The 9,663-nt window shown below is 74.0% G+C and carries 8 protein-coding genes; 1 reads left to right on the forward strand and 7 read right to left on the reverse strand.

The window, feature by feature from the left end:
• Nucleotides 1-290: 290 nt before the first annotated feature.
• Nucleotides 291-1,112, reverse strand: a complete 822-nt coding sequence (locus ACFYXB_RS43455) for a BTAD domain-containing putative transcriptional regulator (protein WP_389590845.1) — start codon at nt 1,110-1,112, stop codon at nt 291-293.
• A 283-nt stretch (nt 1,113-1,395) separates the two neighbouring features.
• Between ACFYXB_RS43455 and ACFYXB_RS43460 the strand changes: the two genes are divergently transcribed.
• Nucleotides 1,396-2,175 carry a thioesterase II family protein gene (locus ACFYXB_RS43460; RefSeq protein ID WP_389590847.1) on the forward strand — a complete coding sequence of 260 codons (780 nt, stop codon included), beginning with the start codon at nt 1,396-1,398 and terminating at the stop codon, nt 2,173-2,175.
• 146 nt (nt 2,176-2,321) lie between these two features.
• Here ACFYXB_RS43460 and ACFYXB_RS43465 read toward each other — a convergent pair whose 3' ends face one another.
• The 6 genes from ACFYXB_RS43465 to ACFYXB_RS43490 all read right to left on the reverse strand — a co-directional run.
• Nucleotides 2,322-3,185, reverse strand: a complete 864-nt coding sequence (locus ACFYXB_RS43465; protein WP_389590849.1) for a 4'-phosphopantetheinyl transferase family protein — start codon at nt 3,183-3,185, stop codon at nt 2,322-2,324.
• Nucleotides 3,166-3,930, reverse strand: a complete 765-nt coding sequence (locus tag ACFYXB_RS43470) for a phosphopantetheine-binding protein (protein ID WP_389590850.1) — start codon at nt 3,928-3,930, stop codon at nt 3,166-3,168. Before ACFYXB_RS43470 ends, ACFYXB_RS43465 begins: the two co-directional genes overlap by 20 nt.
• A gap of 83 nt (nt 3,931-4,013) precedes the next feature.
• On the reverse strand, nt 4,014-4,916 hold the full coding sequence (locus ACFYXB_RS43475) for a BTAD domain-containing putative transcriptional regulator (RefSeq protein ID WP_389590851.1): 903 nt from the start codon (nt 4,914-4,916) through the stop codon (nt 4,014-4,016).
• A gap of 306 nt (nt 4,917-5,222) precedes the next feature.
• Nucleotides 5,223-6,815: an acyl-CoA carboxylase subunit beta gene (locus tag ACFYXB_RS43480; protein WP_389590853.1), complete on the reverse strand. Its 1,593-nt coding sequence runs from the start codon at nt 6,813-6,815 to the stop codon at nt 5,223-5,225.
• Between the two features lie 35 nt (nt 6,816-6,850).
• A complete protein-coding gene (locus ACFYXB_RS43485) occupies nt 6,851-7,057 on the reverse strand; it encodes an acyl-CoA carboxylase subunit epsilon (protein ID WP_389590854.1) in 207 nt (68 codons plus the stop codon).
• 582 nt (nt 7,058-7,639) lie between these two features.
• Nucleotides 7,640-9,663, reverse strand: a 2,024-nt coding sequence (locus ACFYXB_RS43490; RefSeq protein WP_389590856.1) for a condensation domain-containing protein, incomplete at its 5' end; no start/stop codon positions are given.

Below are 9,663 nucleotides of genomic sequence, written 5' to 3' on the forward strand. Positions count from 1 at the left end.
GACAGGCGCACACGGAAGGTGTACCGGGCATGCCCGGTGTCCTTCGTGGTCGCTTCTGTCGTCATGCATCCGAACCTACCCGGGAGGACTGACAGGTGAGAGTTCTTGATCATTGCGGGCGACAGCACCGCCGTGCGGGGCGGACACCGGATCGCCCTGACGGCGATCCGGCTATCCCTGCCCTGCTCCGCAGGAGTCCGATTCCTCCCCGGCCTGAAGGCCGGGGCACCCTCGGAGGAACCCGGTGACGAGGTATCTTGACGCGCCGCGGGCCGGGCCCGCGGCCTTTTCTACGCCGCGAACAGGTCGAAGGTCGAGGAGCGGCGCGGACCCGCCAGGACGTCCAGCTGGGGATCGACCGCGAGCATGGCCTGGTGCATGCGCTGCAGCTGCGGCGAGGGCTCGACGCCGAGTTCGTCGATCAGCCGCATCCGCAGCCGACGGTAGGCCTCGAGCGCGGTGGCCTGCCGGCCCGACCGGTACAGCGCCACCATGACCTGCGAGTGCAGCCCCTCGTGGTGTGGATGGCGGGCCGTCAGTTCGGTTAATTCCGCTATCAGTTCGGCGTGCCGACCGAGCCGCAGGTCGGCGTCGATGCGCCGCTCCACGGTGACCAACCGGCTCTCCTGCAGCCGCATGACCTCGATGTCCAGGACGGGCCCCGCCTTCACGTCCACGAGCGGCGCACCGCTCCACAGGCCGAGCGCGGCACCCAGACGGGCCGCGGACACGTCGTTGTCCCCGGCCTCGAACGCGATCTGCCCCTCACGGGCCAGTTTCTCGTACAGGTGTACGTCGACGCAGTCCTCCGCTATCTGCAGCAGGTACCCCCCGTGTCGAGTGGCCAGCACCTCCTTGGCCCCCGCCGGGGAGCCGGGGCCCATCGCCGTGCCGAGCCTGCGGCGCAGCTGGAGTATGTATGTCTGCAAGGTCGTCAGCGCGCTCGGCGGAGGCTCGGTGCCCCAGAGCTCCTCCATGAGCGTGGGGACGGGCATGACCCGTCCCGGGTAGAGCGCCAGCAGCGACAGAATCTGCCGCGGCTTGCCGGCCGTCGGAACGATTGATCCCCCGTTGACCTCGGCACTCAACGGACCCAGAACCTGAATCTTCATGGTGGCCTCCGCACCTCGTCGAGTTCCTTGTCCAGTTCCTTTCGGTGGCCAGAATTCACCGCCGTTACGCACGCTAGCCGTGTCCGTGCCCCTCAAGCGATTTCCTGTAGCGGTCCTCCAGCGGCATTCCAAGTCCGGTGTTGCGAAGCGTGTTTGATTCACTCAAGAACACGTGTACCGGCACTGGAAGTGAACTCCGGGTTCCGGTCCGAGTGCCAGGTCGATGGATAACCTGCCGGTGCGCACACTCATTTCCCGGCACGCCGACGCGAACGGAGTCCCGATGGAAACAGCCGGTTTGGCACCGCGGGATGCCGGAGTGCGCCTGTACGTGTTTGCGCACGCGGGCGGCTCGGGGCTGATGTTCCAGGACTGGCCGGCCCGGTTCCCGTCCGGCTGGCGGGTGACGGCGGTGGACGCGCCCGGCCACGGCACGCTCATGCGGCAGCCGCCCCTCACCGACGGCGACGCCCTGGTCGGCCACTTCCTCGACCGGCTGGGCCCCGAACTGGACGGCTGTGAGGCCCCGTTCGCGTTCTTCGGGCACAGCATGGGCGCCCTGGTCGCGTACGAACTCACCCGTCGGCTGCTGGCCGGGGGCCGGACGGCGCCGGTGTGGCTGGGCCTGTCGGCGTGCGGTGCGCCACGGCCGGACGCCCCGCCGGTGCCGATCCGCACCAACGAGCTGTCCGACGAGGAACTTCGGCGCCGGGTGGCCCGGTTGGGCGGCACCCCGGCGAAGGTGCTGGACCACCCCGGCCTGTGGCGGCACTTCGCGCCGGTCATCCGTGCCGACCTGCGGCTGGTGGAGAGCTGGCGACCCGCCCCGGCCGGCACTTTGCTGCCCGTGCCGGTGTCCGTGTTCGGCGGCGCGCGGGACGAGGCGGTGGGCCTGGACGGCCTCACCCGGTGGGCGCAGCGCTGCGAGCGGATCCTGGCGGTGCACGTCTTCCCGGGCGGCCACTTCTACTTCCGCAACGATCTGAGGGTTGTGGCCGACGCGGTGGTCACCGGGATCGACACGGCACTGCGAACGCCATCCGCGCCGCTGGCCGGCCGCTGAGAATTTCCGGCGCCAAAACACCCGGCCACCGCACCCCTATTCAATATTCAACGAAGACTGCGCCGCTGTATCCGCCCCCTGCTCCGCCGCTGCTTCCCCCCTGATTGCACGCGGGAATTCCGAAAGAACCGCGGTCCGGGAACCCCCTATTGGCATCCCCTATTACGGTATTGGGGCTGTCCACCCACCGGTTCGGGCAGGGCGATGGTATGCGGTGCGGCCCGGCCCCAGGGAAATCCGTGGTGCAGCTGCAGTACGGGCGCCGGCTGTTCGTCCGCCGGCACGGCGACGGCGGCCAGCACGTCGGGCACCGGCTCCAGCTCGAGGAACCGCCACCGCCCGGCCCGGTCGTCGGCGGGTGGCTGGAAGTCGAGCACCCCGCGGTCGTCGGCCAGAGTGAAGGCGAACTCGTCGAAGGGCAGCCCGAGACCCAGTCCGCGGGCCTTGGAGTACGCCTCCTTCAGTGTCCACAGCCGCAGCACCCGCCGGTCGCGCTCCCGGCCCGGCGCCGCACCGGCCGCCCACCGCTGCTCCTCGGGCGCGAAGGTGCGCACGATGGCCTCGATGGCCTGCGCGTCCCGGTCGAGCCGCTCGACGTCCACGCCGATGCGGTGCCGGCGGACGATGCCGAGCAGGTTGTAGCCGCCGGCGTGGGAGAGGTTGAAGTCCAGGTGAGAGCCGCCGCGCGGCAGCCCGCCCGGCAGCGGCTGGAGGAACGGACGGCCGCGCGGGGAGCGCCAGATGACGAGTTCGGCCTCGGCGAGCCCGGCCTCCAGCGCCAGGGCGCGGCGGACCAGCGTGTGGGCGACGAGGTACTGCCGGCGGTCGCGTTCGAAGAGGAACCGGGCGGCCATCTCCCGCTCCCGCTCGTCGAACCAGTGCGCGGCCAGCACGCCGGCCAGGGCGGGCGCGAGGTCGTCGTCGGGGCAGATCCACAACGTGACCGGCGCGAGGGTCTCGCCGGCCGGCCCGTGCCCGGCGCCCCGGGTCTCAGGGGCGGCGACGGTCATGGCGCGGGCCCGTCTGCGCCTGCGTGAGCAGCGCGGCCGCCTCGTCCACGCTGACCCGCGCCTCGCGCACGGCGTCGAGGAGCGCCCCCAGCTCGTCCGCGGACAGCGGCACCCGCCGCCCGGCCGCGTCCACGGCCTCCCCCACACCCTGCCCCTGCGGACCCGGTGCCGGTGCCGGTGCCGGTGCCGGCGTTTTGGTGACCGGCCCGGGTGAGCGGGCGGCGACGCAGGCGGCCATGTCGGCGAGGTTCGGATGGTCGTGGACGGTGACGGGACGCCCGGCAAGGCCGTAGGCCCGGTTGACGCCGGCCGCGAACTCCGCGGCCAGCGGGGAGTCGAGGCCCAGCCCGGCGAAGGCCGCGCCGGGGTCGATCTCCCAGGGCGCGCAGTGCAGCATCCGCGCCAGCTGTTCGCGCAGCACCTGGAGCACCGCCGCGGCCGCGCCGGGATCCCGGGCCGGGTCAGCGGCGTGCACGGCCCCGGAGCGGGCCTCGGCGACATGGCCGGCCAGGGCGGCCGGGGTGGGGTGGTCGTAGAGCGCGGCGGCGACGGTCCGGACGCCGAAGTGCTGGTTGACGGCCGCCACGAACTCCACGGTGAGCAGGGAGTCGAGGCCGAGGATCTGGAAGGGCTGCGCCGGGTCGATCCGGTCGGGGGCGACGTCCAGGACCGCGGCCAGCACGGCCGTGAGCTCGCCGAGGACGTCGCCCGCGCCACCCGGGGAGGGTGCCGGCTCGCTGGTCATGGTGGATGCCTCCAAGGTCGGTGCGGTGGTGCCGTGCCCGGATCGCGTCGCGGCGGCGTGCCGCGCCCGCCGGGGCCGGGCGGTCAGCGGGCGGTCGGGGCCAGCGGCCCGCCCTGCGGGGCCTGCGGGGCCTGCGGGGCCTGCGGGGCCTGCGGGGGGACGGTGCCCGGTGCGGCCGCGCCGGGCGTGCTCTCCGGGGCGGCCATCAGGATGGAGTGCTGCAGCCGGCGCAGCCGCGGCGAGGGCTCCAGGCCCAGGTCGCGCCCGAGGGTGGTGCGCAGCTGCTGGTAGACGGCGAGGGCCTCGCCGCGCCGGCCGGAGCGGTGCAGGGCGAGCATGAACTGCGCGTGCAGGGTCTCGTGGGTGCGGTACCGGCTGGTCAGCACGGTGAGTTCGGCGAGCAGTGCGCGGTGCCGGCCGAGCCGCAGGTCGGCCTCGATGCGCTGGTCCAGCGCGCACAGCCGGCTCTCGTCGAGGCGCCTGGCCTCCACGGCGAGCTGGGTGCCCCTCTGCACGTCCGCGAACGCCGCCCCGGACCACAGGCCGAGCGCGGAACCCAGCGTGCGCGAGGCACCCGCGAAGTCGCCCGCGTCCATGGCCCGGTAGCCCGTGCCGGCCAGCCGCTCGAACTCGCGGACGTCGCTCCTCCCGCCGCCCGAGGACAGCAGATACCCGCCCGGCAGGGTCAGCAGCACGTCCTTGGCGCTGCGCCGCCGCGCACCCTCCCCGGCCGCTTCCGGCCCGGCCTGCGGTGCCAGTGCCGCCGCGATGAGTTCGCGCAGTTGCAGCACATAGGTCTGCAGGGTGGTGCGCGCGCTGCGCGGCGGCCGGCCCGACCACAGCTCCTCGATGAGCGAGGCGACCGGCACCACCCGGTCGGCGTGCAGGGCCAGCAGCGCCAGGACCTGACGCGGTTTCGGCGCTGTCGGGGCGACGGACACCCCGTTCTCCCTCACGTCCAGTGCGCCCAGTACGTCGATGTCCACGCCGTCTCCCTCGTCCGCATGCACTGCCGGCCCTCCACGTTAAAAACAGCACGCTCGGTATGTCAATACCAAACCGTTTGTTCTGTTTTTAACAAGCCGCTAGCGACCATGGAGCGGGGCTCGACACTTCTCACTCACCTGCGAACTTGCTTACTGTACAGGCGGGTTGACGGCCCCAGCAGACCCCTCACCGGCCCGCGCGCACCGCTCACACAAGGCCGGAACCTGTCCGTCGGCCCGGAAGAACAGACCGTGAACCGCTCTGCGGCTCCAGCAAACAGACCTGCCGGTCTCCTATGTTCGCGGTCACTGCGGGGGGTTGCCGTGCTTGCGCGCGGGCAGCTCCGCGTGCTTGAGGTGCAGCATCGCCAGCGACCTGATGAGCACCCGGCGGGTGTCGGCGGGGTCGATGACGTCGTCGACGAGGCCGCGCTCGGCCGCGTAGTAGGGGTGCATCAGCTGGGCCCTGTACTCCTGGACCATCTGCTGCCGCATGGCCTCGGGGTCGGCGGCAGCGGCGATCTGGCGGCGGAAGATGACGTTCGCGGCACCCTCCGCACCCATCACGGCGATCTCGTTGGTCGGCCAGGCGAAGGTGAGGTCCGCGCCGATGGACTGGCTGTCCATCACGATGTACGCGCCGCCGTACGCCTTGCGCAGGATCAGCGAGATGCGCGGCACGGTCGCGTTGCAGTAGGCGTACAGCAGCTTCGCGCCGTGGCGGATGATCCCGCCGTGCTCCTGGTCCACGCCGGGCAGGAAGCCGGGCACGTCCAGCAGGGTCACGACGGGGATGTTGAAGGCGTCGCACATCTGCACGAAACGCGCGGCCTTCTCGCTCGCCTCGATGTCCAGCACCCCGGCCAGGGTCTGCGGCTGGTTGGCGACGATGCCGACCACGTGCCCGTCCAGCCGGGCCAGCGCGCAGATGATGTTGCGCGCCCAGCGCTCGTGGACCTCGAGGTACTCGCCGTCGTCGGCGATCTCCTCGATGACCCGGGTCATGTCGTAGGGCCGGTTGCCGTCGAGCGGCACCAGGTCCAGCAGCGCCTCGCCCGGCCGGTCGGCCGGGTCCGCGGACGCCACGCGCGGGGGGTTCTCGCGGTTGTTCTGCGGCAGCAGGGAGAGGAGGTAGCGCACCTCGTTGAGGCAGGTCTCCTCGTCGTCGTAGGCGAAGTGGCAGACACCGGAGGTCTCGGCGTGCACGTCGGCGCCGCCGAGCCCGTTCTGGCTGATCTCCTCGCCGGTGACGGCCCTGACGACGTCCGGCCCGGTGATGAACATCTGCGAGGTCTCCCGCACCATGAACACGAAGTCCGTCAGCGCGGGGCTGTAGGCGGCGCCGCCGGCGCACGGGCCGAGCATCACGCTGATCTGCGGGATGACACCCGAGGCCCTGGTGTTGCGCTGGAAGATGCCGCCGTAACCGGCAAGGGCCGAGACGCCCTCCTGGATCCGGGCGCCGGCCCCGTCGTTGAGGGACACCAGCGGCGCCCCGGCCGCGATCGCCATGTCCATGATCTTGTGGATCTTCGTCGCGTGGGCCTCGCCCAGCGCGCCGCCGAAGATCCGGAAGTCGTGCGCGTAGACGAACACGGTCCGGCCCTCCACCGTCCCCCACCCGGTGATCACACCGTCGGTGTACGGCTTCTTCGCCTCCAGCCCGAACCCGCTCGCCCGGTGCCGGCGCAGCTGCTCGACCTCTTGGAAGGAGCCCGGGTCCAGGAGCAGTTCGATCCGCTCCCGGGCCGTCAGCTTGCCCTTGGCGTGCTGCGCCTCGGTGGCCTTCTCGCCGGGGCCCGCCAGCGCTCGTGCACGGGTGTCGTGCAGCTCCGCGACCCGGCCGCGGATGTCGGCCGGCGGGGCCTCGGCCGCGGCGGGGACAATCGTCATCGACATCTCGTCAGATCCCTTTCTGAGGGCTGAGGTTCCCGTCACTGCCAGCCGCGCGATCCCCGGCGGGTGTCCGGCCTGGGCCGTCGCGACCACCGGGAGCCGTTGACCCGCCGCGCGTCCTGGTCCTCGGCCGCGGCCCGGCCGCGCAGCGCGAGCAGTACGACGGTGAGCGCGGCCAGTTCCTCCTCGCTCGCCCGGCCGCGCACGACGCGCAGCGCCGGCTCCTCCCGGTCCGTGTCGCCCATGCCGCCTCCTCCAGCGTTTCGGCCACCGTCGGCCATCCCGCTCAAGACCTGCTCTCGGCCCACTCGAACCGGGACCGGCCCCGGCACGACCAACGCCCGTCCGAAAACGGCACGTCCGCCACTCCCCGCCACCGCACACCCCACACACCCGCCCCGCACACGCCCGCCCCGCACACGCCCGTCCCGCACACGCCCGCCCCGCACACGCCCGTCCCGCACGGCCCGATCCCCGCGCAGACCCGGCCTCCGGATCCACCGGGCGCGCCGGCGCACCCGACCCGCCACCGGCACACCCACCCCTCGCGCCCGCTCATCGCCGGGCTCGCACCCGCCCCTCGCAGGCCGCCTCACGCCCGCCCTTCGCAGGCCGCCTCACGCCAGCCCCGTCCCGCACGGCCCGATCCCCGCGCAGACCCGCCCCCCGTCCACCGGCCGCGCCGGCGCACCCGACCCGCCACCGGCACACCCGCCCCTCGCCTGGCCCCTCGTCCCACACTCCGCCGGGGCCTCCGCGCCCACTCCTCGCCGGGCCCCTTCGCGCCGCTCCGCCCGTCACCAACTCCGGGCGCGTACCGGCCCCCGTCACCAACTCCGGGCGCGTACCGCCCGCAAGGCCTGTGCGAGTGCCCGTGCGCTCTCCGCCGGTCCGCCGACGCCCGTCATGACGACGGTGGGGGTTCCGCCCGGTTCGCGGGCCACCCGGCGGGCGATCTCGTGGGCGACGCGGCCGGCGGGTCCCGCCCCGCACACCACCAGCCTGCGTCCGGGGCCGAGCAGTTCGTGCAGGCCGGGGGCCGAGACGCCCGCGGGGCCGGCCACGCTGAGCGACACGATCCGCTCCGGCCCCCGGTGCTCGCGGGCCAGCAGTTCGTAGGTGCCGGGGGTGACCCCGTCCACCGCGACCAGGCAGATCACGTCCGCGCCGGGCTGTCCGGCGCGCAGCACGGCCAGCGCCAGATGCCCGCCCCGGGGACCGGGCCGCGCCATCCGGGGCACCTCCACGCTCCGCAGCAGGCCCAGCACCTGGCCCACGGTGGCCTGTTCGTCCTGGTGGTCGGGCAGGCAGCGCAGCAGCTGCAGGCACTGCGACAGCGTGCCGGAGGCGTCCGAGTCGGCGAACCGGGCGCGGTCGTACAGCGCGGTCAGCACCAGGCCGCCCTCGGTGTCGTAGTGCGCGACGAGGGTGACCGGCAGGACGGTGTCGCCGCTCGCGCTCTGCGGCACGCCCACCCGGATGCCCTGCGCCGCGAGTTCGGCCCGCAGGGCGGGCGGCAGCCCGGGACGGCTGTCGAACCGTACGGTGGTCTCGGTCAGACCGTCCCCGTCCCCGGCCCCGGCCCCGTCCCCGGCCCCGGCCCCGTCCCCGGCCCCGGCCCTGTTCCCGTCCCCGGTCCCGCGGCCGCTCCACCGCCGGATCTGCTCGCCGCTCACCCAGGCGTACGGGTTCAGGTCGAGCGCGGCGTCCCGCGCCGTGAGCAGCAGGTCCAGCAGGGGCGCGGCCGGGTCGACGGTCACCGTCATCGGCAGCGGGTTGCCGATCAGCCCGGGGATCTGGGCCGCGGCCCGCAACGACATGTCCCGTCCGGACAGGTGCACGCCGAAGGCGACCGGCCACGGCCCCTCCACGCCCGCCGCCCGGTACAGCAGCAGCGCCCACACCACGTGCAGGGCGCTGCTCTCCCCCGCTCCGCGCACCGCCGCCCAGGACCGCAGCCGGGCGGTCTGCGGCGGCCGCAGCCGGCGCTGGATCCGCCCGGCCCCGCCGGTGTGCCGCACCGGCCCGCCCAGGCGGCCGGGGCTGACGGCGGCGGCGGGCGGCGGCGCGGCGGCCGTCCAGAACTCCCGTGCGGCGTCCGGGTCCTGCCGCTCCCGCCAGCCGGCGTGGTCGCGCACGTCGGGCCGCCGCTCGGCGCCGGGCAGCACACCGCCGGCGAGGTAGGACCGGTAGAACTCCCCCACCAGCAGCCGCGCCCCGCGCTCGTCGAGCAGCGCCCGGTGATACGTCACCAGCACCCGCGCCGGCGCATCCGGCGGGCCCTCCAGCAGGGACACCCGCAGCAGCCCCGGCCGGTACAGCGCGAAGCCGCGCGCCCGGTCCCGGCGCAGCAGTTCGCTCCAGCCGACGGCCGTGCGCCCATGCCGTACGACCTCCACGACCGCCCGCTCGTGCAGCACCAGCCGGGCCGCGCCCGCCCAGTCGAAGGACGCCCGCAGCACCGCCTCCCGCTCGGCCACGGACTGCCAGGCGGCGGCGAACCGGGCCCGGTCCAGCGGCCCCGACCAGTCCCAGAACAGCTGCTCCACCTGGCGGCCGGCACCGCCCCGCCCGGCCACCGCCGCGAGCAGCAGCTCACGCTGGTGCCCGGTCACGGCGATGGTGCCGGCCCCGGGCGGCGCCAGCAGGTCGGCGACGAGCTCGGCGGTCAGCGGGCCCCCCTCGGGCACCGGCCCCAGGGGGGTCAGCCGCAGGACGTGCCGGCCGCGCCCCCCACCGTCCAGGCCACCGTCCAGGCCGTCGTCCAGGCCGTCGTCCAGGCCGTCGTCCAGGCCGTCGTCCAGGCCGTCGTCCAGGCCGTCGTCCAGGCCGTCGTCCAGGCCGTCGTCCG

The sequence above is a fragment of the Streptomyces sp. NPDC002619 genome, from assembly GCF_042889305.1.
Lineage (GTDB): Bacteria > Actinomycetota > Actinomycetes > Streptomycetales > Streptomycetaceae > Streptomyces.